A 26980-nucleotide genomic window follows, 5' to 3' on the forward strand; every position below is an offset into this window, starting at 1 on the left:
TACAAAAGCTTAAATTTAGGCTTTCAACCTATTCGCCAAAGGCTAGTCACGCTTTTTGCGTTGCCCGGTAATCATGGGCGGTATTAGCGGGATGCGCCCCCACCAGCTAACCACGATAACCGCAATAATATGGATAATGGCGATGGCATACAGAGTATTAGCCGCCAAGGCATGGATGTCTTGCAGTAGTGAGTTACCGAATAGGGCATCGATTTCCTCAAGCATAAATCCAGTAACGGCAAGTGCAATAAATAGCAGCCAAGTTGCAAACACCATAAGCCAGCCAATAGGGTTATGGCCGGATTCGGTAGGGATATGGCGCTCTTTGAGGTGAGTGATGTGCGCGCTTATCGCAGCGCGGTTGATAGCGGCTGCGCGGATACGGGCGTAGCCCGAGGGAAAGAGGCCCCAAATTAGCCGCAGTAGCACTAAAACACCAGCGCTGTAACCCAACCACTGATGCCATGTGCCACCGGCCTCAATAATGAAGTAATTAGTAATAAAGATGCCGACAAGGGACCAATGGACGATACGTACCACCGGGTCCCATATTTTGATTGTGCTGCTCACTAATGCGCTTCTTGTTTAACTACCGAGCCGTCTACTGGGTTAAAGTAAATTTCAACCTTGTTGTTATCTTTATCGGTGCCATAAATCTCATAGCAGCTGCCATCGGTCACTTTAAACTCATTGATGCTATAGCCCTTGGCTTGCAGTGTTGTTTTAAAGTCGCTTTGATCCAGCCATTGGCTTTGTGGCGCATCAGTACAAACGGTGACATCATTAGCAACACCGCAGCCAGATAGTATTAACATCGCTGCTGCAAGCGATAGAGTTCGTTTAATATACATAACCCATTTCTCCTTCTTTGCTGTTGTATCACTAAAACAAACCTGGGGCAGATGATCAATGCGCTTGATCAATAAATGTGCAAAGTATCTGATGCCGCCTACAAACCAAAAACACTATCAGCGTTGCTAAGCTTAGTTGGTGGGCTGCGAAAGCTGGTAGCCTTGCTCACGAAATAAGCTCAACGCTGCTTTAACAACCTGGGGATCATATAATTTACCGGCGTTAGTTTCTATTTCCGCAAGGGCAGCGTCCAGTCCCAGCGCATGACGGTAGGGCCGAGATGTGGCCATTGATTCAATCACATCGGCAACGGCAATAATGCGCGCTTCAAGCAAAATATCCTCGCCTTTCAAGCCTTGCGGGTAGCCGCTGCCATCCATGCGCTCATGGTGCTGATAAGCTACTTGGGCGATAGGCCAAGGAAAAGGAATACTCTTTAAAATTTGATAGCCATGCTCAGCATGCGTTTTAATAATGGCAAACTCGCTGTGGCTTAAGCGTGTGGGTTTGGTCAAATATTCAGAGGGGATGCTGATTTTGCCAATATCATGCACTAAGCCTGCAATGCGTAAACCGTATTGAGTGTCGGCGTTGAGCTGCATTTGCTTAGCAATTTGCACCGCTAAATCACCCACTCTGGACTCGTGGCCAGCCGTGTAGGGGTCGCGCAGTTCAACCATGCTCGAGATAGCTTCAACCGTGCCAAGTACGGTATTTTCCAACCGGCTAGAATAGTGTCTTACCTGATTAAGTGCGCCTTCCTCGGCGCTAATATCGCACAAAATACCAATATAGCGCTGCGGGAGAGAGCCGCTCACCAAGTGCATTTCGTCGTGAATATGAATATAGTGGCCATCTTTGTGTTTGATGCGGTAATAGTGGTGTCCGCCACCGGCGCCGATAATACGATGACTTTCTTCTTGAGCACGGAGTTTATCGTCTGGGTGTAGACTTTTCGACCACCAACCCATCGCCATTGCTTGCTCAGCTTGGTATCCCAGCACTTTGCTGACATTGTCACTCACCCATACGGTTTGGCTGCGCTGAGCAGTCACCTCAATGGCGTAGGTGACAATAGGCATGTGTTTAAAGTAGTTAGGTAATTTATATAGGAGCAGCTGCTCATCGCTCTTGGCGGCAGAGACCAAGGTTTGAGCGTTATTGAGCTTCTTCAGTAAAAAGTGCAAGGCGATAGACATTAGCAGGACAAAACTCACTCCTTTGCCAATAGATAGCGCCAACGAGTCTTCGAAATCTCCCCATACTAATGCCAATAACCAATCGCTGGAAACTATCCAAAGAGTGCCAATAACAGCATAAAGGCCAACTATTTGATTTCGACTTAGCCCTCTCATGTACTGCTCTTAAAAATGTGCGATGAACCCATTTTTATACTCGTCGCATTTTACTGTTCGTTATATCTGCATAATAATACAATAATAAATCAAAGGGTGAGCATTCAACTTAAGGAGAATGTTATGCGCTATGTCAAATAATGCTGCGATAAGCTGCTTTATGATCCACCACACCATGCAAAACGTTCTTAAACGCTAGCTCTATTATTATTTACTTTGATGGTACCACCATGTTTCTGCGAAAAAGTCACCTCGCTGAGCTGAAAAGCTTGCAAGATGAAGTGCTCATTTACAAGCAAATATTCTCTAGTTTAAGTGAAGAGATGATCCATCTAACCTTGGATTTGCAGGGAGTGATTATCTCTGCCAACACACTTTTTGAAACTGAGACTCAGATTAGCAGCCACGCGTGGCAGGCCAAGGCGTTGCTCGACTTCGTGCCAAATTTGGCGCGCAACACAGAGCACTATAAGGCACTTAAAAATGCGCTAACTCAGCGCAAACACTGGGCTGGTGCTTTGGAAATGCAAAACAATGACCAGCACTTGTGGTTACGTGTGGTATTGCAGCCGATTGTGGATGCCAGCGGGCGCTGTACGCACTTTGACCTGTTCGCATCGAACCTAACCCGCACCATTAATACCTCAAGGCACAATGAAAATGTCATCAACGCTATTGAGCGCTCTATGGCTGTGATCCGCTTTAACCCTCAAGGAAATATAATCGACGCTAACGATTTATTTCTAAACACTGTGGGTTATCGCCTTGAAGAAGTCAAAGGCAAGCACCACAGCATGTTTTGTGAGCCGGCACTGGCAAATAGCCATGAGTATCGCGAGTTTTGGCAAAAGCTCAATCGTGGAGATTACATTGCCGACCGTTTTAAGCGTATCGACAAGCAGGGGCGAGAAATTTATCTCGAAGCCTCTTATAACCCCATTTTCGACAGCCATGGTCAGCTCTATGAGATAGTTAAGTTTGCCACCGACATCACTGCGCAAGTAGAGCGCGAAAGCCAGGTAAATCATGCTGCTCAAATCGCTTACGACACCTCAATTAACACTCAAAGTAGTGCCAGCAGTGGGGCCGCCATTATGGAAGAAACCGCAGCGGTTATGAGCCAATTAGCAGCAAAAATGGACAGTGCGTCTGAGAAGATCAATGCCCTTGAAGCGCAATCGGCGCAAATAAATAAAATTGTTCAAGCCATCAGCGGCATCGCCGAGCAAACCAACTTATTGGCACTTAACGCCGCCATTGAAGCTGCGCGGGCAGGTGAGCTTGGGCGCGGTTTTGCGGTCGTTGCCGATGAGGTTAGAGAGTTGGCCTCGCGAACCTCAAAGTCGACCGAGGAAATCATTGGAGTGGTCAATGATAACGCGCAACTGACCTTGGAAGCGGTGCAAACCATAGGTGAAAATAAAGACACAGCCACCGAGGTTGCTGAGAAAGTCAATGATGCCAGTGCGGTAATTGAGGAAATACGCGAAGCGTCTCAAAAAGTCGTGGATGCGGTATCACAATTTGCTAACCGGCTGTCTTAAGGCAGTCGCTCAAGCGTTTAGTGGCTCGGTATATGTACCTCTGGGAGCCCTTCAAACTGGGGCTTCGCCAACAAATAACCCTGCATTAGATTAATGCCGGCTGCTCGCAACCAATGATATTCGCCCTCTGTTTCAATGCCCTCGGCAAGCACCTGAATACCCAGCTCACGCATCAAATTCACACAGTTTTTTATGATGATCTGTCGGGTTTTATCCTGGTCGATATTGCGGATCATTAACATGTCTAATTTAACAATGTCGGTTTGAAAGTCAGCTAATAGGTTAAGTCCTGAATAACCGGCGCCAAAGTCGTCCGTGGCAGTCATAAAGCCCAATTTACGATAATACTCAACGATGCGTTTGATATGGTGCGCATCACCTACCTTCTCAGCCTCGGTAAACTCGAACATAATTCGCTCAATAGGAAACTGGTAACGCTCAGCGGCTTCCAGTGTTGTTTTGATACATCGTTCAGGTTCATAGATGGCATTCGGTAAAAAGTTAATGCTCAGCATCGAGGGTATTTGCAGCTTGGCAGCCAAGGCAATAGCTTTAATACGGCAGTGCTGATCAAACATATATTTATTTTCATCGGTGAGCTGGCTTATTACCGCACCGGCGGGTTCATTGTTAACGCCACGCACAAGCGCTTCATACCCAAATACCTCGCCTTTTTGGCAATCAACAATGGGTTGGAACGCCATGGTAAAGTCAAAAGGGAGAGGGGGCGTGTTAATGCAGCGGCGACACTGAGATGCCATCAATGAATTCTCTTATTATTAACTTCAAACACTAGTATTAACACTAGCTGGTATTTGTGGGCTGTACAAGCTAAGTCGATGATTTTTGGAAAGACCTGAGCATAATCTCCACAGTTGGCAGCAAATTTATGATATTTCACACAATTGTTATCTTTTAGTGGTACAAACCCACGTACTTGATAAAATAGCGGCGTTAACAAGCCAACGCCAAAAAGGAACTCTTGTGCGCTATCTCATCTTTTTACTTTTTTCATTCTCGCTTCATGCTCAACTTGTCATTGATGAAACCACACAAAACTATGCCGTCAGCGCCGACGCGCCCGATGGTCTTTTACACGCACTCGATAGTGCTTCGCCGGTAAAACGCGATAACAAGGTTGTGCATGGTTACACCTACTACGACATCCGCTGGCAGTTTTGGTTTGATAGTAAGTCACGCCAATGTGATATCAATAAGGTAACCACTACGTTAGAGCTGGAATACACGCTGCCACAACTAACAGATAGTACTGAGAGTGTGAAAAAAGCGTGGTCACAGTGGTTTTCGTATTTGGCCGAGCATGAGCATGAACATGGTCGTATGATAAAGGCGATGGCACAGCGCATAGACGAGCAACTAGAGGCCATTCCCGAGTTGGGCAGTTGCCGCGTGATTGAACAACAGGCAGCGCTTATCGGCAATGCTCTAAAACAAGAACTAGCACAGCAACTGCAAGCATACGACGAGCAAACCAATCATGGCCGCACTGAAAAGGCGTGGCTGGTGGATCACCTCCAAGCCACACCCAATTAGCCGTTAAGGGGTTAACAGGGTTGCGAGCTCCTCAACACTGTTAACTACATAATCAGGCGCTGGGGCTAAAGGGTAAAGCTGTTTGCCTGGGCGCGCAATAAAGGCGGTTTGCATACCCGCCGCCTTAGCTCCGGCCACATCCCAGCCATGGGCTGCAACCATCAGCGCCTGCTCGGGCGCAACGTTTAGCTCTTTCAGTGCCCATTGATAAGCGCGAAGATCCGGTTTGTATATTTGCAGGTCTTCAATGCTCAGGCGCTGCGAGAAATACGTTGTCAGTCCTGCATGTTCAAACTGGGTTTTCACGCCATAATTTGATGAATTGGTTAAGCTCACTAAGGTAAAGCCGTTATCTTTTAAGCGCTGTAACCCCGGTTTTACATCAGCATGCGCGGGCAAGCTTAATAAAGCAGGCACGATCGCTTGTTTTGCGTGCTGCTTTGAAAGTTCAATCCCCTGATTTTTTGCCACCATCTGCAATGCGGCAACGCCAATATCACCAAAATCCTGATAGTCGCCGCTGACCGTTGTCACCAGTGAATGGTGTAGCATGGTTGAAAACCACAGCGGTAACAATTGTTGCTGGCCATCCAGTGCCCCAGCAACTGAAGTGCGCATTGCTTCAAGATCAAGCAGGGTCTCGTTAACATCAAAAAAGATAACTTTAGGTCGTTGTTGGGCATAGCTTACGGGCATAGTTAAAACTCCAAAAATTAGAGTGAGAATGACGAAATACGTACGCATGGTGGTCTCCATAGTGTGTTTTCATCAGTTTATTGATTTAATTTTTTTACATATAGTGCTAAATAACGAAACTTAAATTCGAAATAATTAAATCATGTATAGCACCGCCGACTTGGAAACCTTTATTGCCATCATTAAGCATCAGGGCATTGTGAATGCCGCTAAACAGCTGCGGCTGTCGCCTGCCACGGTCAGCCATCGGCTGGCTAAAATAGAGCGCCACTTAGGCAGTGTGCTTATTTTTCGTGATGCGCGCTCGTTAAAGCTATCACCGCAAGGTGAGATTTTTTATCAGCGAATAGAGGGAATTTTAGAGGCGCTGTACGACGCAGAATTTGAAATAGGCGCGCGTAGCTCCACGGTGGCGGGCGTACTCAAAGTAACCATGCCGCCTTGGGTCTTTTCTCAGTTTGTTATGCCGAGACTGGGTGAGTTTGAACAGCAATACCCGCAATTAACCTTGGATTTCAATATTACCGATCACTTTGTCAATATCGTTGAAACGCGCCAGGATGTGGCTATTCGCGTCGGGCAATTGCCCGACTCAGGTTTGCTTGCGCGCAAACTGGTGGATAACCACCGTTTGCTTTGCGCCGCACCTAGCTATATTGCCCGCTATGGGATGCCACAGAGTGTTGCACAACTACAGCAGCACTATTTTGTGTGCTTACCTTGGCAACGGCAATTTAAGCTGCAGGTGGGCAAACAGGTGCGTACTTATAATGCCCGTACTCGTTTTACCATTTCGAATTCAGATAACATGACCTCGGCGGCACTGGCAGGCCATGGTATTGCCATAAAATCACAAATAGCCATTAAGCAGGCATTGGACGGCGGTGATTTAGTCGAAGTCTTGCCTCAAGCGCTTGTCAACCCACAAGCGCCGGTGTGGTTTTTGCGCGCGCAACATTCTTTAGCCACGCGCAGAGTTGAAGTGTTTTATGAGTTTATGAAGACGTGCTTCGCACATTTATAAACAGCGATAGCACAGCGAGCAGGGCACTGGTTAATAAAACAAACAGTCCCTCAACACACCAAGTAATCATTAACGCCACCACTAAGGCACAGCCTAAAGAGGCCATATTCAGTTGGATTTGCGGGCGGTAGGATTGCCACACCGACTGGCCAACATCAATCACCGGCGCAGTCAGCAAGTGCCAATAAGGGTTACTTTGATAATCCGATACTGCGTTCTCTAGTTGCTCTTGGCGCTCCAAGAGTAGGGCTAAATTGTCACCGCCTTTTGCATAAATGCGGTCGTCACTTTGTTGATAGTGGGCCAACAGTTTTTCTAAGGAGCCATCAAAGAATTGCTTGGCGTCGTCTTTAAACGGGGCAATGGCCTGAGTTACCTCGTCGTTGCTTGCACGCAGTGCATGGCCATAATCGTCAACAAAGCCCGGCACTTGCAAACCCAGCAACGCGGCAATAAAAAACACGCATAAACGCACATAATGACGACACCAACGAATAATATCTTTAAGCATACACATCCATCTACGGGCACATTGCCGCACTGACTCCAGTTATGGTGATTAAGTTATCACTTCACTCACACAATTGGTATGTCTTAGCGCCGCTAGCGCGCTGCACTGAGCAATCCGTTCGGGTATTGGCGCGGTACTGTTAAAGTTAATAGCTGTTGATGTTGGCGGTAACGATTATGGAGAATATCGACACGTTTAACGAAGTCGCGGGTTTGCTGAAAAGGAGGCACGCCACTGTAATGAGCAACGTTGCCAGGGCCAGCGTTATAGGCCGCTGCGGCCAGTTTCGTATTTCCTTTAAAGCGCTTTAATAGCTTAGCAAAATAGGCGCTGCCAGCAGCAATGTTGCTATCGGGGTCGAAGGGGTTATCGATGTTGTAGGCTTTGACTAGTAAAGGCATGAGTTGCATCAGCCCTTTGGCGCCCTTATGTGATTGCGCATTAGGGTTAAAGCCCGACTCGGCATGCACAATGGCTTGTAACAACGCCACATCTAAGTCATTTTTGAGCGCTTCTTCGTACAAGGTTTGACGAAACTTGTAGGGGTGCAAAGGGGTTGAATACCAGCTTTGATAACGCGATTGCTCGCAGCGTTGGCATTTTACTTCAACAACACGAAAGCCACTGACTTTTGGTTTTTGATCGGTGAATACCGCAATGCCCTCGCTGTTGTAATAGTGGTAGATCACCGGATCGTTGGCGCCAAAGGCGGATATGGAGCAGGCCATCCAAATACTGGAGGCGAAGATGATACGCGTTAACAACATAGTGCCAAACCCTGTGATAAACGTTCTTTAAGCCTAGCACAGGGTCAGCCTTTTGGCTGATAAAATAGCCATTACACGATCGCTTTAAGGCGCTAAGCGATCACCGCTGAAAATCATAAATACTGCCTAAATTCATAAGTTTAGTTAATTCATCTAAGGCGGCGTAAGATTCTTGGATCAGCAGCGGGTCGCGCAGATCGTCTTGACATAGCTGGTCACGATAATGACGCTTCACCCAATCACTTAGGGTGTGATGTAACTTATCAGAGAATAAACAAGCTGGGTTTGTGGCAGCCAATTCTTGCTCAGTTAACACCACTCGTAAGCGCAAACAAGCTGGGCCACCGCCATTTTGCATACTTTGTTTGATATCCACGTAATGAACTTCATCCAAGGTATCTGGCTGAGTGAGTAAATCATCTAAATACGCCTTAACCGCTGGGTTCTCAGCACACTCCTGCGGCGCAATCAGCGCTGTGGCATTGCTAGGCAGGGTAATAAGCTGGCTATTAAACAAATAACTGCTCACGGCATCGGCAACACTCACCGCCTCGGTGGGTACTTCAACAATACTAAGGCGATGGGCGTCGTCATACAGTGCACTGTAAGCAGAGCTTATTGTATCCAGAGCTTGGTGTTGCTTATAAAAGGCTTGCTCGTGGCAAAAAAGCAGCTGCTCATTACCAACGGCAATGACATCATTGTGAAACACGCCTTGGTCGATCACCTCTGGATTCTGCTGAATATACAGCTGTTGGCTATCATCAAGCTGATGCAAGCGGGCAATGGCAGCGCTGGCCTCAAGGGTATGGCGGGCAGGGAATTTTTGTGGTTTCACGCCGCCTTCATTAAAGGCCTCACGCCCATACACAAATAAATGCAAGCCTTTATCGCCGTGCTTTGGGCATAAGCGGGTATGATTTGCAGCGCCTTCATCGGCAAAATGGTCGTGCCCAGGTAAGGGGGCGTGATGGGCAAAATAGTTTGAATTAGCGAACGTTGCTTGTAATATCCGGCCTGTGGTTGGCGCTTCAATGGAGCGATGCAGCTTATTGCTTAAATTGGCCGCCGTAAAATGAACGCGGTTATCGGCACTGTCGCTTGAGGGGGATACGGTGGCAGCATTCGCACTCCACATTGCTGATGAAGAAAAGCACGCACTTAATAAAGTCGGGTTATATTTGTACGCTTTTTCGAGTATTTGAGCATCCGAGCCAGTAAACCCCAGCTGCTTTAACAATGCCATATGAGGGCGTGCGTGAGGGGCCAGTACACCTTGGTGTAAACCCAGCTGGCGCATCGTGCGCATTTTCTCAAGCCCCTGCAAGGCCGCTTGTTTAGGGTTGGATGGCTGCGCTGCAAAACGCTTAGAGGCAACATTACCAAAAGACAATCCGGCGTAGTTATGGGTGGGGCCCACTAAGCCGTCAAAGTTTACTTCATAGCTGTGCATAGTACTCCTTAAAAATGCCTGTAACAGTAAAGGGCAGCTTTAAACCTAGCGGTGATGTTGTGCAAGTGCAATGTCAACGTCATTGAGTTGTTTTAATAGCTGCTGGCGCCGTTTGAGCAAAGTGCCTCGCGATGAGCTTTGGTCGTGCATTCGCAGCGCCTTATATATTGCCCGTTTAGAGAGTTTAGTATGAGCCGCCGCTTGCGAGACGCTAATTTGCTTATTCAACAAACGGGGCATCACAGACGCGAGGCTATTCATCGTCTTTACCCTGCGCATAGTCATGAATTTGCCAAATACTAATATCGAAATGCCAAAGTAGGTAAAGGGTTTCACGTAGCTGTTGCATAACGGCGCTCCTAAGATGGGTGACGCTGTAGTTAATGAATAATCTGTGCCACTAATGCAAAGAGTAATAAATACATAGACCTATAGCTTGATGGAAGTATTTAAAAGGGGTGTTAAGCACTGTTTTGGGTCATTTTTAACTGAGGTTGCACCATGCTTTTGCACAGTGTGTGCAAGTATTAAGCACCCATCGTTTAGTCATGTAAGTGTTTCATTAAAGCCTGAAAGCTTTGCAGGCAAGCTGTCATTAAAAACATATCTAAAAACTATAAAGGTTATTAATTTCAGTAGGTTATTAATTTGGCACGATGGCTGCTCATATTTAAATGTGTTTAATTTAAAGGAGATTAATATGAGTACACCTTTAGCAGGTAAGAAAGTAGCCATCCTAGCCACTGATGGGTTCGAACAAAGCGAACTGGTATCTCCTCGTAAAGCGTTACTCGATGCCGGTGCCGAGGTAGACATTATCTCTATTAAGCCAGGCGCTATTCGAGGTTGGGAGGACGACCACTGGGGCGAAGAAATAAAAGTAGATAAGCTAGCGCAAGAAGTCAGCGCGGTTGAATACAACGCCTTGGTGCTGCCCGGCGGTTTATTTAACCCCGATGCACTGCGCCAAGACACCGAAGCAAAACGCTTTGTGGATGGTTTCTTCCAAGAAGATTACATCAAACCCGTTGCAGCTATATGCCATGGCCCATGGATGCTAGCGGAAATTGATAAACTAAAAGGGCGCAAAGTCACCTCGTATCCAAGCATACGCACCGACTTAGAAAACGCCGGAGCCAATTGGGTAGACGAGCAAGTTGTGGTGGATAATGGCCTGGTTACCAGCCGTAAGCCCGGCGATTTGCAAGCCTTTAACAAAAAACTAGTTGAAGAGGTATGGGAAGGTCGCCACAGCGAATAATTATCCCCATTTACTTCTCAATATAAAAGCCAGCAGCCTCACTGCTGGCTTTTTTGTGGGCGCAACAAATGAAACGGCATTTTTATTAAACCCCACGAGTAAATGCAGCGAGGCTTTTTATATTAATGCAGCAGCCGCCGGTGCTTAAGCGCTACTTTTTGGTATTAATACTTCTTCTTAATAGGTTTATGGGCTTTCTCTTGCGCCATCGCGTTGAACACGCTCATAGGTAAAGCACCCGAAGACCTATCCAACGGGGCGTGTTATGGAATGTAATACCAGCCAAAAAAAGTAAATAATAACTCCAACTATCTGAAATTAATGCAGTTATATATATTCATAACGAGCCAAACTCGGCTCGATTAACTCATTGCGCGTTTTCCACCTCACGACTGAGTATCGACGTGACGAAACTCAGCTGCTAACTTAATTAACAATAAATAAACATTGGCGTGGTAAAAACACAAAGAGCTATTTGGTTTAAGCCGAAATTGTACTTTGGGATCAGGAGCAGAATGAGTCTGTTAAGACTAGTGATAAACCTTTTAACTCATGGAAGAGAGTGCGTAATTATATCGATGGCACGCAAAAATTAACTGAAGAGTGTGAGTCAACTCTCAAAGAGATTGTAACTTTTGTATTTTGCAAATAAGAACATAACAAAGCCAGCCAGCAGGACGCAGCAATGTTGCGCCTCTGCTGGTGGGTGCTATTCAATCAAAGTACTTGTCCGCAATAACTTCGACAGTGACTTCGACAGTGTTTTAGGTGTCTAGGAATTTAAGGGATTTTTATGAAGAAAATAACGCTTTTTATCGTTTCTATTACTGCAATAATTGGAGTTGCCGTTTTTGTTATTGGAGACATACAGAAAAAGACTATAAAGGATTCAATTGCTTCGACTTTAAATGTCGATTCAAGTAAGATAATTCTGAACCTCCCCCCCAAAAACGCCCGATTTCCAGGAACAATACTATCACCAAATGTCCACTTCCCCGTTAATGACACAGTTCTAAATTAGAATCTTCCAGTTTTGCTCGGTAAGCAGCCGGTGGCAGGTTTCCGAGACTTTCATGGGTTCTTTCTTCGTTATAATCCAATCGCCAGAACCAAGCCATATCTCGCACTTGGCTGAGATTCTCAAACAAGTAGGCATCAAGAAACTCTCTGCGGAATGAACCGTTAAAGCGTTCAACAAAGCCATTTTGCTGCGGCTTGCCAGGCTGGATATACATCAGCTCAATGTGATTGGCCTCGCACCAATCAGTCAGGGTGGCCGATATTAACTCTGGGCCATTATCTACGCGCAGCTGATTCGGTAATCCGCGCTCAGCCTTAAGCTGCTCTAACACGCGTACGACACGGCTAGCGGGCAACGAGGTATCCACTTCAATTGCAAGGCACTCTCGCGTTCCTTCGTCCACCACATTTAACGTTCTGAATCGTTTACCGCAATACAATGTGTCATGCATAAAATCGAGCGCCCATTGGTGATTGGCTTGCTCCTGCACTTCTAAGGGCTGAACAATTCGCTTGGGTAGCACACGTTTCGTTCTTCGTTTTAGGTTCAGCCCCATCTGGCAATACACGCGATAAACGCGCTTATGGTTGAAGGGAAAGCCTTTGAAGCGCATTCGGCCAAAACACTTCCAGAAGCCTGCTCGTGGCGACTTCTCAAGCTCGGCATTGATAGCATCAATGACAGCAGCATCTGCTTTACGCCAGTCTCGTTCAGGGCGATAAAAGGTCGAACGGCCAATGCCAACAAACAGACAAGCCCTTACGATACTTAGCCCCGCACCAACCATTACGCTGACGCATTCTCGTTTATCCGCTGTCACCAACCCTTTTTTGCGAAAAGCTCCTTAATCGCATGATTTTCCAAACTAACATCTGCAAACATCTTTTTAAGCTTGGCATTTTCCTCTTCAAGCTCCTTCAACCGTTTGACGTCAGAGGCTTCCATCCCACCGTATTTGGACTTCCAGTTGTAATAGGTTGCACTACTGATACCGTGCTGACGGCACACTTCCTCAACCTTCCTACCCGCATCGACTTCTTTTAATACTGCGATGATCTGAGATTCTGTATAGCGTGATTTTTTCATAGTCGTCTCCTGCATTAATCATTACAGAAAACTCTAATTATGTCTGTCTCAGTTTATGGGAAGTGGACACAAACAAGTCATCACTTATGGTTTATACCGCTGGTAATTTAGATGATGAATCAGTTTTGAAGGGCGAAAAATTCTCTGTAGAGGCGATTGTTAATGATATGTCCAGTGTACAGGGGGCGGGTCAAAGCTCTTTACTAAATAGCGCTTTTTCTAATGATGAGCAACTAGAAGTAACTCTCAAAATTAAAGATGCATATGTAGCAGAACTACCAGTTGGTGCTTTAAAAGAAAGAATAAATGAAAACGAATTAGTTCAAACTGCAATGAAAAAAAACATTGACCCAATCATTGTTAGTCGTGCCTACATAGGGAAAATAGAGTATGTAGTTCGCGCACTTAGTGAAGCGGGAATAAAGGCACTCGCCGAAATTTCTAAAACGGGGTATGAAGTCGAGAAAACCAGACTAGGCTCTTTTAACTTCTCAGACAATATAGAAGGCAGAAGAGAGATATCATTTTCTATCAATGCACCGATAATATTTGCTTACGAAGTGATGGGGGCAAGCCGAGTAGCCACTGATTTATCTGATCAGGGAGAATTAGTGTTAAATGAGTTGAGTGCTAGAAGAGTGAAAGAGATCAGAGACGAAAACTCATTGCGAGCTCAAAAGAATCATAAATCATTTGGAGCAATTACCATTGCTAATGCTCATTACGAGAACTTTAGCTCATTAAACGTACCGCAAGCTACACAAGCATCTATTTTGATGGAGCGCTTATTTGAAAGCTATAATCCAGTTTTTACTAAACAGCTTAATAGTACTAAAGAAATGCCGCTAAGTGATGAGAGGCTTTTAGATTGGACGATTGATCTAACATTAGAGCTTTTGCAGAATCCTGTCGATCACTTAGTAGTGTATTACACAGGACATGGCCTATCTTTACCCAATGGAGAAATTGTACTTCTTCAAGGTAACGTCAATAAAGACTACGCGGAACGTGCTGCGAAAAACTATAAACCTTCTCTTAGCGAATCTGGGGATGGGCTTATTCTTGTAGAACAACTTTATAATGCACTTGCTATGACAAACGTGCCCTTCACACTAATTATTGATGCATGCTACCCAAATGACGAAATGGCTACTGCTCTCACTAGAGTAAGTATGCTTTTAGGAGATAAGGAAGGTGATGAACTTTACTACATTGGTAATAATGCTCTAATTACAGATGAGCTTTCAGATATTGGGAAAGTTATGCGACAAATTGGAAGCCGATTTGAGTATCGCCAACAAGACAACGCTGTAATTTTTTCTTCAAAGCCTGGTGCTAAATCAGGGTTTAAACCTAATCCTGTTGATCCTTACGGCTTAGAGTTGCCTCCATTAGCAGCACGAATATTAAAATTCAACGACTATATTGATCATGATGGTAAAAAAATAAAGCTAGCTGATATTATCAGAATGAATATCGACTCAGTAAATGGTATTGGCGAAATTAGCCTAAGTGGCTCAATTACATGGAGAAATTTAGAAGTAATGACCAATTCTTTGGGGGAGTGAGAGCTATTATGTGCCACATATTCAAGCTTCTGAGCCTAGGAGGTGCGTAAGAATCACATGCACTCCGATAGCAAAAAGTGGCGCGGCTTTCGCTGCACTTCAACCCAAGCGCTTTTTCTGCCTTTGATGTAAGGCCTTCCCTCCAGGACTCATAGATAAAAGGATTGTTATTTTGCCCCCACAGAATGATCAAGAGTTAAAACTCGTTCATATTCCTGCATTAGTTGCAGTGCTATTAAACGCAGAAACGAAAAAAGGCGCTCCCTTAACTGAGCAAGAAGTGTTAGGTATAAGAGACTCTTCACAATGTATGGCTATGCCCCTTGATGTTGCTGAGGAGCTGGTAGAAGAAAGAGGCTATGCCGATATCGACCCTGAGAATGCATGGGATGAGTGGCAAAGTGTTAGATTGGAACTGCTTTAAGGCACTTAAAGGTTAGATATTGTTGCCCAAAAAATGCAAAAAAAGAACGCAAACCAGAAACCTAGATTTAGTTGTAGTGGGGCGATGTAAGTTGATATCTAAAGGTTGATTTGGACCACTCAGAACGCATGGAAAAATTAAAAATACTAAGTCTAGGATTACTAGCCGCTTTTGTTTTGAGCTCATGCTCAACTATCCACTGGGCCAGTGTAAAAAATGCGACAGCTGAAGAGCTTATGGTCAAAGTAACCTTTAAAACCCAGTACGGCACGCAGGTGATGAACATGCCCTTGCAAGCGGGTGAGGTGAATATTTGGCAATATGAGCAGTCATCTCGTGAGTCAAAAACGATGGATAAAAACCTGCATTCAATTGAAATAAGTGGCGCAGGCAGTTGCTACTTAGTTTTTAACAAAGAGCAGATAAAAGAGAAGGTTAAACATACAAAGCGGCAAATCGTCATTTCAGCTGACGACTTTCACACCGCTTGCGAGAAAGTTAGGTGATTGAAAACCATGCAAATTATATGATTAACCCAGCCAGTAGCTAGAAGCCCGCTTTAAAGCGATACCTTAAGCCAATTTCTATCTACTCACCCTTTCTAAACTTTAAAACCCTTAACCCTTTACCCTGAAGAACAAGCTTTATCGCCTCGCTTTTGGCTATATCTACTGTGCCTTAAACCCTCAGGCAGATTAGGTCGAGTCTGTTACCTCATTGCTTTAGGACGTACAGTGACGATTGGTAAGTTATTAAAATTTAAGCGGGTGTTTGTAGTGAACGCCATTCGCCTCAGCTGGCAAAATCCGGTATCTTTGCAGTTATAAAGAGTGGTCATAACCGCGCTCGGCAACATAAAACATGGGGGTAACATACCGCCAGTGGTGTCAGAGGGGCGTTATGCCCAACAAGGACGTCCACTTTTAGTGGATGACAGCGATTCAAGGAATGTACGTTGATGGACTCATTAAAATTAAAAGACTTTCTTCACCCTCGGCCAGCGCCAAGAGGGATTGATGTTTTGTGCAAATTACAACACTTCTCAATTATTACTTATGCTGTAGACCCTTCACGGTTTGAGGGGCTTTTCCCGGAGCGATTTGAATTGGATACCCTAGAAATTAATGGTGAAGAAAAGGCGTTAATTTCTGTTGTTCCTTTCATCGATGTTGATTTTACCTCGGCTGTTTTTCCATTCCCTAAATTTACCATGGGCCAAACAAACTACCGCATCTACATTATCGATAAAAAGACCAACGAAAGGTGTGTTTGGTTCCTAGGTACCACGTTGGATTCTTGGACTTTAGCTGTCCCTAGGTTTGTTTGGAACTTGCCTTGGTATAGTGGCAAAGTGAAGTTTGATTGTGAGTTCGATTCATCAACCAGGCTATATTCAAAATATAAAATGGTTACTCAAGCCGATTGGGCGCCAGCACATGTTGAACTAACCCAAAGCCCAGACTCTAAACTGGAGTTACCGGGCTTTCCTGATGTAGAAACGGGGTTGGTGTATTTAACTCATCCGCTCGCGGGCTTTTATTATCGCCGTGACGGTCAACTGGGGACGTATCGAGTCTGGCACAAAGCGCTAGAAGTGAAGCCGGCAAACCTTGAGTCGGCCAACTTTGGTTTGTTATCGCGCTTGGGCTTAGTGATGCCAGAGGAGCAACAAGTCGCGCACAGCGTTCTTGTTGAACCTATTAATGAATTTACTATTTATTTACCCCCTAAAGTGATTCGATAAAAATACAGTATGGCGTGGAAACGTCATTGGCGGCCCTTGGCACTAGGGTGGGCGCACTTTTTTGCCACGGCTTATAGCGTGGTGTAACGCAGAGTCAGTTGCTTTTTGTTAAATGGTGGGCCCAGAGCGAACAGTTAAAAGAGGAATTCAGATGTATAAGGGAAGTTGTTTGTGTGGTTCAATCTATTTTCAATTGCAGGGCACTCTCACTGATATCATTCATTGTCATTGCTCTTTATGTCGCAAGGCCAGCGGCAGTGCTTATGCAACCAATGGCTTCATTAATGCGGAAGATTTAAAAATAACAGACAAAGCAGGTACTTAGATTTATTACCAAAGTGCTGAGGGTAAACGTAAATACTTTTGCAGCCAGTGCGGGGCGCCCATTTACAGTGCTAATGCGCAGTCGCCAAACAGGTATCGGCTGCGCCTTGGAACGTTAGGCAGTGATATTACAGAGCGACCCATTTCTCATAATTTTGTGACCTCAAAAGCAAACTGGGATGAGTTAGACGCAGCGCTCCCTCGTTATGAAAAGCACGAGCCTGGGCGGCAGTGAAATTGGCGCTGCGCTAGGCTGCAATCTGGCACCGACGGCGTTGGGTGCTTTGTAGGAAATAGCGCTGCCTTATATTAATTTCTTCAGTCAAACTCCCTCTAAAACAGTGTTAGATTTGCAACAGTCTGTTGCCCTGTGAGCTGCTCGCAAGCACGCGTGAAAATATCTCATTATGCGTTTTGTTGGTTTGTTTCTATTATCCCTTGTATCTATTTGAGGTTCGCAGTAGCTGCCTTGGCACTTATCCTGCTAACAGCCTATATGTGGTGGGTGACACCCTCACTTTTCGGCGTGATTGCACCGAGAAAGCGCATTTTATGCACTGTAATAATGCGTCCATATTTCTTTGCTAACCTCGCCATCAGACTTTGCAAAACACACCGATTTGCTGAGCAGTATCCATAGCACATTGATGTGGCGAACAAATATACACTTGTTTGGAGCCCAGCTATGTTAAAGAAGCGTTTTTTCAAAACAAAAAACGAAGCAGAAGTGACCTTTGAGTATGAGCACCCACACGCAGCCCGTGTTGCGCTCGTGGCGGAATTTAATCAATGGCAACCTTTGCCCATGACCTGCTCTAAAAAAGGCAGCACATTTCGCGTTAAAACGCGCCTTCCCAAAAACAGCGAATTTCATTTTCGTTACTTAATCGATGACCAAGAGTGGGATAACGACCACCAAGCCGATGCCTATGTTGCCAATGCCTATGGCACTGACAACAGTGTGGTATCAACCCACGTTCAGCCTTAACAATGCAGACGCTGGCACAAAGCCTCTATCTGATGGGGGTTGGCGACAGCTACGTGGATTGCCAAGGGCAACAGCAACAATTTGATCAAGCGTTGCGGGTAAAAGTGCTTGAGGCCATGGGGGTCGATGTTGATAACCTCGACGCCTTAGCCGCGCTTAACTATCAGCTTGACGCGGCCCCTTGGCAGCAACTTTGCGATGACATTATGGTTATCTCGGAGCCTTCGCCACGTTTAGTTATCCGCCTGAGCGAGGCGCAGTTTCAGCGGCAGCAGAGTGCAAGCTTGCACCTAGAGGTGAACGCACAACACGCTAACTGGTGCATTAGCCAAGGGCAAGTGACCGGTGACTACGTAATTGATGGCTGTCGCTACCTCGCACTTAGCTATGAACTGGGTCAAGGTTGGTTGGCGCCTGGGTTTTACGCCGCTCGGGTCCGCGTCGCAGAGCATAGCGCTGAGCTAGAGCTGTGGTGGGCGCCACAACACGTTTATCAAGGCGCTTATGGCCAGCAAGCAGCTGTTAAAAGTGTGGGGTTATCGTGCGGCTTGTACACCTTGGTGAGCGAACACGGGGTGGGCATGGGTGATTTTGCGGATCTCAAAGCGCTGCTGCGCGAAGCCGCTGCGTTATCCATAGATTATGTGCTACTTAATCCCTTGCACTTACTCGATTGTAATGATGCCAGTAGGCATAGCCCGTACAGCCCTAGCAGCCGCATGCTTATCCACCCGCTGTACATTGCCGTTCAGGATTCACCGGAATGTGATGCGGCGATTTTGGCGCAGCTTAATGAGGCCAAAAGGCACTATAGCAGTATCGAAAGTGCGCCTTGGCTCGATTACGAGCAAGTCTATGCGCTTAAGCTGCCATTATTACACGCGTTATTTGAGCGTTTTTGCACCACAGCAAGTGCTGAGCGCAAGGCCGAATTTGCACAGTTTAAAGAGCAGCACCGTGTGGCTCTTGATACCTTGGATGAACCAGATGATGAGCAGGCTTGTTATTGGCAATGGCAAGCCTGGCTGCAGCGCCAAGAATGCCAAAATATAGCGCAAGAGGCGGGTATGAAGTTGGGCCTTATCAATGATTTGGCCGTTGGCGTGAGTGATAGGGGTGGCGAGTTTAATCGTTACCGAGCGCTGTTTACTCCCCATGCCTGTATTGGTGCGCCGCCGGATGATTTTGCGCCACAGGGGCAAAACTGGGGCATGCCAGCATTGTTGCCGCAAGCGATGAAGCACCACCGGTTTGTCTATGCCAAAGCGTTATTTAGCGCCAATATGCAAGGGGCAGGGGCGCTGCGCATTGATCATGTGATGGCGTTGATGCGCATTTGGTGGTGTGTCGATGAGCAGGGCTGTTATGTCTATTACCCCTTTGATGAGCTGTTAGCGCTAATAAAAATACTCAGTCATCAACATCAGTGTGTGGTGATTGGTGAAGACTTAGGCGTGGTGCCAGAGCAAGTACGACAGGCCTTGGCACAAGCGCAGATATTCTCCAACACCGTGTATTACTTTTGTTACCAGCACTCAGCCTTTAGCGCGCCGCAACACCTTGATGAGCAGACCTTATTGATGATCAGCAACCACGATTTACCGCCTTTTGCCCAGTGGTGGCAGGGCGATGATCTTAATCAAGCGCTGCAACTGGCGCTTATCAGTGCGGAGCAAAAACAGTCGTTATATGAGCAACGTCAAAACCATAAAAGCGCGCTGATTGAGCGACTCACTCAACAAGGGCAGTCGGTTTCGTTACACAGCACCAGTGCCGATGTGTATCGCGCCTTGTGCCGGGCACTTGCCCAAGGAAGTAGTAAGTTGCTGACCCTGCAACTTGATGATTTAGACGGCCAACATGCGCCGGTCAATATCCCCGGTACGCACCGTGAATACCCGAACTGGCGACGACAGTTGAGCCAATCTGCTGTCGCTATTTTACAGCAGCAACAGCAGTTTATCTGTGAACTGACTAGGAGTCGTCATGGAACATGTGATGATAGATAATACGCCACTTCCTGATTTAGCCGATGCTGTTTGCGCCCTTGAAGGGGCGCAAGTGGGTGAGCCGCGACAGCTATTGGGCCATCAATGCATTGACGGCAGCTGGTATGTGATTCTCTACAAGCCCGGTGCTTTGGCGGTGGAGGTGCAGTTTGCCACTCACACTTGTATTGCCCAGCGCTATTCAGACTCCGAGGTGTTTATCGCGCCAGCGCAGGCGGAATTTGTTCCGTATCAGCTCCATGTTACTTACCCAGAGGCGGTGGTAGTTCAGGCCGACCCATTTTGCTTACCCTTAGGGCTCAGTGCCGCCGATTTATATTATTTCCGCCAAGGCACAGAGCAACAGGCGCAGCGTCACCTTGGTGCTCATATGATGACGTTGCAAGGCCACTGTGGCGTGCGTTTTAGCGTGTGGGCTCCTAATGCCCTCGCGGTGAGCGTGACTGGGGATTTTAACCACTGGGATAGTCGCCAGCACCCCATGGCGCGGGTTGAAGACAGCGGTGTTTGGGCCATTTTTATACCCGATGTAGCGCCGGGCCAATGCTACAAATACCATATTCGCACGTTATCGGGTGAGGCCTTACTAAAAGCCGACCCCTATGCATTTGCTACAGAGCTGCCGCCAAATACCGCCTCGCGCGTCAGTGCTGTTACGTTGCCTAAAGCGCTGGATGAGCAAAGCTATGAGCAACGCGAGCGCCGCAATGCCATCGATGCGGCCATTAGTATTTATGAGCTGCATATTGGCTCTTGGCGGCGCACCGCCGATAACCAATTTTTAAATTACCGTGAGTTAGCCGCGCAATTAATTCCGTACGTTGAAGAAATGGGGTTTACCCATATTCAATTAATGCCCGTTAGCGAGTTCCCTTTTGATGGCTCGTGGGGATATCAGAGCACCGGCCTTTTCGCGCCCACCTCGCGCTTCGGCAGTGGCGATGATTTTGCCTATTTCTGCGCGCAATGCCGCGCTCACAATATTGGTGTGCTAATAGATTGGGTGCCGGGACATTTCCCAGCAGATGCTCACGGTTTGGGGCGTTTTGATGGCACGCATTTGTATGAGCATGCCGATCATCGCCAAGGGTATCATCCAGATTGGCATACCTATATTTACAATTATGAGCGCCAAGAGGTACGTAGCTTTCTCACCTCTAGCGCCAGCTTTTGGTTAGAGCAATACGGGGTAGATGGGTTGCGCGTGGATGCCGTGGCCTCCATGTTATACCTTGATTACAGCCGTGAGCATGGGCAGTGGTTGGCCAACCACTTGGGCGGGCGAGAAAACCTCGGTGCTATTGCTTGCCTTCAGCAAATCAACAGTGTGTGCTATGGGCGAAATCGCGGCATTATGATGGTCGCAGAGGAATCGACCGCGTGGCCTGGAGTCACACAAACCACCGACAGTGGCGGCTTAGGGTTCGGTTTTAAGTGGAATATGGGCTGGATGAATGACTCATTACGCTACATGCAGTTAGACCCGATTTACCGCCAATACCATCACCACGACATGACCTTTTCCATGGTCTATGCCTATAGCGAAAATTACATTTTGCCTTTAAGCCATGATGAAGTCGTTCATGGTAAAGGGTCGTTGCTGAGCAAAATGCCAGGGGATAGTTGGCAGCAACACGCGAACCTGCGCGCCTATTTAGGTTTTATGTGGGCTCACCCTGGCAAAAAGCTGCTATTTATGGGCGGCGAATTCGCTCAGCAGCGCGAGTGGGATCATAACCAAGCGTTGGATTGGCACCTGCTTGATGACCCAGCGCACCAAGGCATGCAGCGTTGGGTTAAATGCCTGAATCAGCTTTATCGTTCTTACCCGGCTCTGCATGAAAATGACTGTGATGAGCGTGGGTTTCGGTGGTTAGATGGGAATAATAGCCAGCAAAGCATTTACAGCTTTGTACGTATTGCCAGTAGCCTCCCGCAAGTCGTGCTCGCGGTTGTGAATATGACGCCTCAAGTACATCATGATTTTCGCATTGGTGTGCCTCACGCTGGTAGTTACCGAGTTATCGCTAATAGCGATGAGAGCCAATACTTCGGCAGTGGCGTTAGGGTGTGCGCTGAGCGACCTGCAAATGAGCAACTATCCCCTTCGGAGCCACTCTATTCAGAGCCACTCCCATCGGAGCCTCTACCCTGGCATGGGCAAAGTCAGTCTATCAGCATCTGTGTGCCGCCATTGGCTTGTGTTTATCTGTTGTGGGAGGCACCTGATCATGAGTAAATTTATTACCAAGCCGGGCGTTGGTGCTCCCTTGGGGGCTTATATTGATGACCAAGGGGTTAATTTTTGCTTGTACTCGCGTCATGCCAGTGCCGTGTACTTGTGTCTGTATGATGCTTCTGGGCACAGTGAAATTGCACGCATAGCCCTACATAAAGGTGAACCCGGGTATTGGCATGTTTATGTCTCAGGGGCTGCAAAAGGGCAGCTATATGGCTATCGTGTGGATGGTCCTTTTGCTCCTGAACAAGGGCAGTTGTTTAATATTAACAAGTTGCTGCTCGACCCTTATGCACACTCGCTATTTGGTGATTTTCAACACAGTATTCGCCACCGCGCTATTGATGAGCAAGGTAAGCTATGTCCGTTTGATAATGCTCACTTAATGCCTAAAGCACAGGTAACTGCGCTGAGCCAGTATAAAGGTAAACGCCCGGAGATTGCCTGGCATGACACTGTTATTTACGAATGTCATGTTAAGGGATGGTCGCAGCGCCACCCCGATATTGAGAACGTCCAACGCGGGTGTTTTGCAGCCTTGGCAACGCCGCAATTCATTGAGCATATCAAGGCGCTAGGTGTGACCAGCATTGAGCTTATGCCCGTGCAGCAGTTCATTAGTGAAGCGTTTTTACAGCCACTCGGATTGAGTAATTATTGGGGCTATAACACCCTGATCTTTTTCACTCCGCATAGTGATTATTTGGTTAGCGGCGATGTGCACGAATTTCAAGCCATGGTCGCGGAGTTACATCAACACAATATCGAAGTGCTGATTGATGTGGTTTACAACCACAGCTGTGAAGGCGAAGCGCTTGGCCCTTGTTGCCACCTAAGGGGCATCGATAATCGCAGTTATTATCGCCTTGATGAGCAAGGTCATTACATTAACGACACTGGCTGCGGTAACACCTTAGATTTAACCCAACAGGGTGCGTTGCGCTTGGTCATGGACAGCTTACGGCATTGGTATCAGGTATATGGGGTCGATGGCTTTCGCTTTGACTTGGCCAGTATTTTAGGCCGAGAGCGCCATGGTTTTAGCCCTGAACATGTCTTTTTTCAATGCCTTGCACAAGACCCGGTATTACAACACGCGAAACTGATTGCCGAGCCTTGGGATATTGGCCCCGGAGGTTACCAGCTTGGCGCTTTTCCTGCTCCATGGCGACAGTGGAATGACCAATATCGCGATGTTGTCAGGCGGTTTTGGCGCGGCGATAGCGATTTACTGGGCGTGTTAGCCAAGCGCTTGCATGGCTCTGCCGACATTTTTAGCGCCACCGGCATGGTGCCAAGCTACAGCATTAATTTTATCACCAGTCATGATGGCTATACCTTGGCCGACCTGGTCAGCTACGAACAAAAGCATAATCACGCCAACGGAGAGCACAATCAAGACGGCCATAATGCCAACTACAGCTGTAATTATGGTGTGGAAGGGCACAGCGACGATGCCCACATTAAGTTACTGCGTTTGCGAGCACAAAAAAACTTACTGCTCACCTTATTACTTTCCAAAGGCGTACCCATGCTCAGCGCCGGCTCGGAAATGGGGCACTCGCAAGGGGGCAACAATAATGCATATTGCCAAGATAACGCCATTAATTGGCTTAGTTGGCACGATGTCTCTCGCCACCATCCGTTAGCACTGTTTATCAGCGATGTGCAAAGGCTGCGTCGTGAATTCGCCATTTTTACGCACCCGGAGTACATCCATGACAACGACCCGCGCTTTGTGATTGCTTGGTATCGCCCTGACGGGCGGCCGATGAGCAATGACGATTGGCATGACCCCTCGCTGCATACCTTGGTGTATTACAGTATCGATACCCAGGCCCATCACTATTTATGTGTGGTACTGCATCGCGGCGGGCGCGAGCAAGCGTTGCGCTTAGTGAGCCCAGATAATACGCCACTGCAATGGCACCTGCGTTTGAGTACGGATGAACACAGTGTGCCTGCAACGCAGGGCATTGCTGTGGTTCAAGAAATAACCTTAACTCCCTGTAGTGGTTGGGTGTTTAGTAACGTTGAAAACAAACACAATACAAGGCAAACACTATGACTACGTCTGGCACTGTATGCCACCCTGTGGATTGGCAGGATGCGCCGCTACTTGATAGCGAAACGTTGGCCGATGATTTGGCTCGTCATTTTCACTATACCCTCGGGCGCGACAAAGTGGGCGAATCGCAGCATTATTTGTATCAAGCACTGGCGCTGACAATACGTGATAGGTTGGTGGCGCGCATGCGACAAACCCGTAATGTCACCACCTCAGTGCCAACACGAAGAGTTGCCTACCTGTCGTTAGAGTTTCTCATCGGACGTAGCTTAAATAACGCTATTTTAAACCTAGATATGGCTGCTGAGGTGAGCGCCGCACTAGCCAATTACTGCGCTGAGCTCGAACATATAGCCAGCGCTGAGCACGACGCTGGTTTAGGAAATGGTGGTTTAGGGCGTTTGGCTGCGTGCTTCTTAGATAGCTGTGCGACCATGGCCTTGCCGGTCACAGGTTATGGTATTCGTTATGAATACGGCATGTTTAATCAACGCATTGATAATGGTCATCAAATAGAGCAGCCCGATCATTGGCTGCGTGAAGGCCATCCGTGGGAATTTCCAGCACCGGATAAAACCGTGCGGGTGAAGTTTTTTGGTCATGTCGATATTTATCGAGACCATCAAGGCCGCGAACACCGCCAATGGCTGGACACCCAAGATGTGTTAGCTGTGCCTTATGATGTGCCCGTGCCAGGATATGGTAATGATATCGTCAATACCTTACGGCTATTTAAAAGTGAGGCCACCGATGAGTTTGACCTTGGTGAGTTCAATGCTGGTGGCTATGCCGAGGCTGTGGCGCAAAAAAACCTCGCCGAGCAAATTTCCATGGTGCTGTATCCCAATGACAGCAGTGAAAATGGCAAAGAGCTGCGCCTGCGCCAACAATATTTTCTCTGTAGTGCCGCACTGCAAGACCGGCTCAACCAATGGATAGCAATCAAAGGCGCACAGTTTACAGATTTTGCCGATTATCATGTATTTCAACTCAACGATACGCATCCCAGTATTGCCGTAGCTGAATTAATGCGCCTGCTTATCGACGAACACTGCTTGAGTTGGGACGATGCTTGGCAGATAACCACTCGTACCATGGCCTACACCAACCACACCTTGCTACCCGAAGCGCTGGAAAAATGGTCTGTGGCTTTAATGCAACGGCTACTGCCGCGTTTGATGCAAATTATCTATGAAATTAACGCGCGGTTCTTAATCTTAGTCGCTAAACAGTGGCCCGGGTGTGCACAAAAACAGCGTGCTTTGTCGCTTATTGAAGAGGGGGAAAATCCCCAGGTACGAATGGCTTATTTAGCCATCGTTGGCAGTTATTCCGTCAATGGGGTGGCGGCGCTGCATAGCCGCTTACTAAAAGAGCAGTTGTTTGCAGATTTTTATGCGCTGTGGCCACAGAAGTTTAATAACAAGACCAATGGGGTCACGCCTAGGCGTTGGCTATCTCATTGTAACCCCGAGTTGGCACAATTGATCACCGCCAAAATAGGCGATGATTGGGTAAAAGATTTCGCGCATATTAACCGTATTCGCCGTTACTACGATGATGATAGCTTTATTGCCGCGTGGCAAAAGGTAAAACAAGCCAACAAAGCGCGGCTGTGCGAGTTGGTGCAACAGCGCTGCGCCGTGCAATTTGACTCGACCATGCTGTTTGATGTGCAGGTCAAGCGCATTCATGAATATAAACGCCAGTTGCTCAATATTTTGCATGTGATTCATTTATACCGGCGCATTTGTGATGGCGATACGCAAGGCATGGTGCCCCGTTGTGTGCTGATCGGGGGCAAAGCGGCCCCCGGTTACGATATGGCTAAGCGCATTATTAAGTTGATATGTAATGTTGCCAACACCATTAACGATGACCCCCGTGCGAAGGCATGGTTAAGGGTAGCGTTTTTACCGAATTACAATGTCACAGCGATGGAAACAATTTGCCCTGGAGCGGATTTATCAGAGCAAATATCCACGGCGGGTAAGGAAGCGTCAGGCACCGGCAATATGAAGTTTATGATGAATGGCGCACTGACCATAGGCACCCTAGATGGCGCCAATGTGGAAATGCTTGAAGCACTCGGTGGCGAGCACTTTTTTACTTTTGGCGCCAAGATTGAGCAAATCGACGATATCCGCAGGCACTATAGCGCACGCGCTATTATTGATAACGACCCGCAGCTGCAAAAAGTAATCGCCTTGCTACAAAGCGGTCATTTTAATTTGTGTGAGCCGAATATTTTCGCTCCCATTATTAACCTCCTTTATGACGATAGCGACCCTTGGCTTACCTGTTATGACTTTGCCAGTTACTGCCAAGCTCAACAAGCTGTCAGCGAAGCTTATCAAGACCCTAAACACTGGACTCAAATGAGTATTTTAAATACCGCTGCTTCTGGTCAGTTTTCCAGTGATCGCACTATTGCCCAATACAGTGAAGACATATGGCAGTTACAGGCCATGCCAACGCGCCAAGGAGAATAA

General features: G+C 47.1%; 23 protein-coding genes and 1 pseudogene. 14 read left to right on the top strand and 10 right to left on the bottom strand.

Features of this window, described 5'->3' with window-relative positions:
- Positions 1 to 42: 42 nt before the first annotated feature.
- From PRUTH_RS04500 to PRUTH_RS19235, 3 genes are all read right to left on the bottom strand, one after another.
- The gene (locus tag PRUTH_RS04500) at positions 43 to 570 is read right to left on the bottom strand and encodes a cytochrome b/b6 domain-containing protein (protein WP_151172633.1); all 528 of its coding nucleotides are present in this window, start codon (positions 568 to 570) and stop codon (positions 43 to 45) included.
- Complete coding sequence (locus tag PRUTH_RS04505) at positions 570 to 851, bottom strand: PepSY domain-containing protein (protein WP_022946512.1); 282 nt, start codon at positions 849 to 851, stop codon at positions 570 to 572. Before PRUTH_RS04505 ends, PRUTH_RS04500 begins: the two co-directional genes overlap by 1 nt.
- A gap of 132 nt (positions 852 to 983) precedes the next feature.
- Positions 984 to 2207: an HD domain-containing phosphohydrolase gene (locus PRUTH_RS19235; RefSeq protein WP_218939690.1), complete on the bottom strand. Its 1224-nt coding sequence runs from the start codon at positions 2205 to 2207 to the stop codon at positions 984 to 986.
- A gap of 230 nt (positions 2208 to 2437) precedes the next feature.
- Between PRUTH_RS19235 and PRUTH_RS04515 the strand changes: the two genes are divergently transcribed.
- Positions 2438 to 3751, top strand: a complete 1314-nt coding sequence (locus tag PRUTH_RS04515; protein WP_045978358.1) for a PAS domain-containing methyl-accepting chemotaxis protein — start codon at positions 2438 to 2440, stop codon at positions 3749 to 3751.
- A 17-nt stretch (positions 3752 to 3768) separates the two neighbouring features.
- Here PRUTH_RS04515 and PRUTH_RS04520 read toward each other — a convergent pair whose 3' ends face one another.
- Positions 3769 to 4512, bottom strand: coding sequence for an EAL domain-containing protein (locus PRUTH_RS04520; RefSeq protein ID WP_151172634.1), 744 nt, complete (start codon positions 4510 to 4512; stop codon positions 3769 to 3771).
- Between the two features lie 223 nt (positions 4513 to 4735).
- Here PRUTH_RS04520 and PRUTH_RS04525 point away from each other — a divergent pair, with 223 nt between their 5' ends.
- On the top strand, positions 4736 to 5305 hold the full coding sequence (locus tag PRUTH_RS04525) for a DUF922 domain-containing protein (RefSeq protein WP_022946516.1): 570 nt from the start codon (positions 4736 to 4738) through the stop codon (positions 5303 to 5305).
- Between the two features lie 3 nt (positions 5306 to 5308).
- Here the strand turns inward: PRUTH_RS04525 and PRUTH_RS04530 are convergent, their stop codons facing one another.
- The gene (locus PRUTH_RS04530) at positions 5309 to 6001 is read right to left on the bottom strand and encodes a haloacid dehalogenase type II (protein WP_151172636.1); all 693 of its coding nucleotides are present in this window, start codon (positions 5999 to 6001) and stop codon (positions 5309 to 5311) included.
- A 142-nt stretch (positions 6002 to 6143) separates the two neighbouring features.
- Here PRUTH_RS04530 and PRUTH_RS04535 point away from each other — a divergent pair, with 142 nt between their 5' ends.
- A complete protein-coding gene (locus PRUTH_RS04535) occupies positions 6144 to 7025 on the top strand; it encodes a LysR family transcriptional regulator (RefSeq protein ID WP_151172637.1) in 882 nt (293 codons plus the stop codon).
- On the opposite strand, the gene PRUTH_RS04540 is transcribed toward PRUTH_RS04535, so the two are convergent.
- The 4 genes from PRUTH_RS04540 to PRUTH_RS04555 all read right to left on the bottom strand — a co-directional run bounded on the left by PRUTH_RS04540 (position 6997) and on the right by PRUTH_RS04555 (position 10017).
- Positions 6997 to 7536: a DUF2937 family protein gene (locus PRUTH_RS04540; protein WP_170268879.1), complete on the bottom strand. Its 540-nt coding sequence runs from the start codon at positions 7534 to 7536 to the stop codon at positions 6997 to 6999. The two genes, PRUTH_RS04535 and PRUTH_RS04540, sit on opposite strands and share 29 nt — an antisense overlap.
- Positions 7537 to 7628: 92 nt before the next feature.
- On the bottom strand, positions 7629 to 8303 hold the full coding sequence (locus tag PRUTH_RS04545; RefSeq protein ID WP_022946520.1) for a lytic transglycosylase domain-containing protein: 675 nt from the start codon (positions 8301 to 8303) through the stop codon (positions 7629 to 7631).
- Between the two features lie 100 nt (positions 8304 to 8403).
- On the bottom strand, positions 8404 to 9756 hold the full coding sequence (gene astB, locus PRUTH_RS04550) for an N-succinylarginine dihydrolase (protein WP_151172639.1): 1353 nt from the start codon (positions 9754 to 9756) through the stop codon (positions 8404 to 8406).
- A 45-nt stretch (positions 9757 to 9801) separates the two neighbouring features.
- A complete protein-coding gene (locus PRUTH_RS04555) occupies positions 9802 to 10017 on the bottom strand; it encodes a hypothetical protein (protein WP_151172640.1) in 216 nt (71 codons plus the stop codon).
- A 439-nt stretch (positions 10018 to 10456) separates the two neighbouring features.
- On the opposite strand from PRUTH_RS04555, the gene PRUTH_RS04560 reads away from it, so the two are divergent.
- Positions 10457 to 11017 (top strand): type 1 glutamine amidotransferase domain-containing protein, encoded by a 561-nt coding sequence (locus tag PRUTH_RS04560; protein ID WP_151172641.1) that lies wholly within the window; start codon positions 10457 to 10459, stop codon positions 11015 to 11017.
- Positions 11018 to 12015: 998 nt separating this feature from the next.
- Here PRUTH_RS04560 and PRUTH_RS04565 read toward each other — a convergent pair.
- Positions 12016 to 13124 (bottom strand): IS3 family transposase gene (locus tag PRUTH_RS04565; RefSeq protein ID WP_151172498.1). Its coding sequence is split into 2 segments (ribosomal slippage): positions 12016 to 12875 and positions 12875 to 13124, totalling 1110 coding nucleotides; the frame shifts between segments, so codons are not numbered across the junction.
- A gap of 86 nt (positions 13125 to 13210) precedes the next feature.
- Between PRUTH_RS04565 and PRUTH_RS04570 the strand changes: the two genes are divergently transcribed.
- The 10 genes and pseudogenes from PRUTH_RS04570 to PRUTH_RS04615 all read left to right on the top strand — a co-directional run bounded on the left by PRUTH_RS04570 (position 13211) and on the right by PRUTH_RS04615 (position 26980).
- The gene (locus PRUTH_RS04570) at positions 13211 to 14692 is read left to right on the top strand and encodes a hypothetical protein (RefSeq protein ID WP_151172643.1); all 1482 of its coding nucleotides are present in this window, start codon (positions 13211 to 13213) and stop codon (positions 14690 to 14692) included.
- Between the two features lie 172 nt (positions 14693 to 14864).
- A complete protein-coding gene (locus tag PRUTH_RS04575) occupies positions 14865 to 15116 on the top strand; it encodes a hypothetical protein (RefSeq protein ID WP_151172644.1) in 252 nt (83 codons plus the stop codon).
- A gap of 128 nt (positions 15117 to 15244) precedes the next feature.
- Positions 15245 to 15622, top strand: a complete 378-nt coding sequence (locus PRUTH_RS04580; RefSeq protein WP_151172646.1) for a hypothetical protein — start codon at positions 15245 to 15247, stop codon at positions 15620 to 15622.
- Between the two features lie 452 nt (positions 15623 to 16074).
- Positions 16075 to 16860: a YqjF family protein gene (locus tag PRUTH_RS04585; protein ID WP_151172648.1), complete on the top strand. Its 786-nt coding sequence runs from the start codon at positions 16075 to 16077 to the stop codon at positions 16858 to 16860.
- Between the two features lie 151 nt (positions 16861 to 17011).
- Positions 17012 to 17419: pseudogene (locus tag PRUTH_RS04590) on the top strand (GFA family protein).
- 450 nt (positions 17420 to 17869) lie between these two features.
- Complete coding sequence (locus tag PRUTH_RS04595; protein WP_022946533.1) at positions 17870 to 18172, top strand: isoamylase early set domain-containing protein; 303 nt, start codon at positions 17870 to 17872, stop codon at positions 18170 to 18172.
- Positions 18173 to 18174: 2 nt separating this feature from the next.
- The gene (malQ, locus tag PRUTH_RS04600) at positions 18175 to 20181 is read left to right on the top strand and encodes a 4-alpha-glucanotransferase (RefSeq protein ID WP_151172650.1); all 2007 of its coding nucleotides are present in this window, start codon (positions 18175 to 18177) and stop codon (positions 20179 to 20181) included.
- Positions 20159 to 22420: a 1,4-alpha-glucan branching protein GlgB gene (gene glgB / locus PRUTH_RS04605; protein WP_257221036.1), complete on the top strand. Its 2262-nt coding sequence runs from the start codon at positions 20159 to 20161 to the stop codon at positions 22418 to 22420. The genes malQ and glgB overlap by 23 nt, the downstream gene beginning before the upstream one ends.
- Positions 22413 to 24488 carry a glycogen debranching protein GlgX gene (gene glgX, locus PRUTH_RS04610; RefSeq protein WP_151172651.1) on the top strand — a complete coding sequence of 692 codons (2076 nt, stop codon included), beginning with the start codon at positions 22413 to 22415 and terminating at the stop codon, positions 24486 to 24488. The genes glgB and glgX overlap by 8 nt, the downstream gene beginning before the upstream one ends.
- Positions 24485 to 26980: a glycogen/starch/alpha-glucan phosphorylase gene (locus PRUTH_RS04615; protein WP_151172653.1), complete on the top strand. Its 2496-nt coding sequence runs from the start codon at positions 24485 to 24487 to the stop codon at positions 26978 to 26980. The genes glgX and PRUTH_RS04615 overlap by 4 nt, the downstream gene beginning before the upstream one ends.

Source organism: Pseudoalteromonas ruthenica (assembly GCF_008808095.1).
GTDB lineage: Bacteria > Pseudomonadota > Gammaproteobacteria > Enterobacterales > Alteromonadaceae > Pseudoalteromonas > Pseudoalteromonas ruthenica.